The organism is Nesterenkonia haasae, from assembly GCF_010119385.1.
Classification (GTDB): Bacteria; Actinomycetota; Actinomycetes; order Actinomycetales; family Micrococcaceae; genus Nesterenkonia; species Nesterenkonia haasae.
In genome coordinates, this window is sequence record NZ_VFIE01000048.1 from 1 (window position 1) to 538 (window position 538).

Here is a 538-nt window from a genome sequence, read left to right on the forward strand (position 1 = left end):
TAGCAGAAGCCCGATCGAAGCCCGGTGGTTCGTGCCGGCCGATTGCCGGCAGCCTCATGTGCCGTTGGGGTAACGCAGTTCAGGCCAGCGGCCGGCACTACCGGCAGGCGTCGCCGGGCGGGGCCCGGCGCATCTGTCAGTTGTCCAGCTCCAGCACCATCCGCACCAGGCCTTCGGCACCGGCCGGGTGCGGGACCGGCTTGAAGCCCAGCGAGGCGGCCAGCTGTTTCATCGGCTCGTTCTCGGCGGCGACGTCGCCGTACAGGCGGTCCAGGTACTTCCCGCGGCCCCACTTCACCAGCTTGCGCATCAGCTGCCGGCCCAGGCCCTGGCCAATGAGGAAGCGGCTGATCAGGATCGCGTACTCGGCTTCACGGGTGCCGGGGATGATCGAGGCCCGGGCGACCGCGCCGACCACCGCTTCGCCAGCAGGCAGGGATTCGGCTGCGACCAGGGTGATCTCGGTCTTGGGATTCGGGTGGGTCAGGCGCTGGGTGGTTTCCGGCGAAAGCTCGGTCACCGCCTGCAGGAAACGATC

1 protein-coding gene is annotated in these 538 nt (G+C 69.0%); it reads right to left on the reverse strand.

The window, feature by feature from the left end; translation table 11 throughout:
- Nucleotides 1-136 precede the first annotated feature (136 nt).
- Nucleotides 137-538: GNAT family N-acetyltransferase (locus tag FH975_RS16230; RefSeq protein ID WP_162322207.1), on the reverse strand; the 402-nt coding region annotated here is incomplete at its 5' end.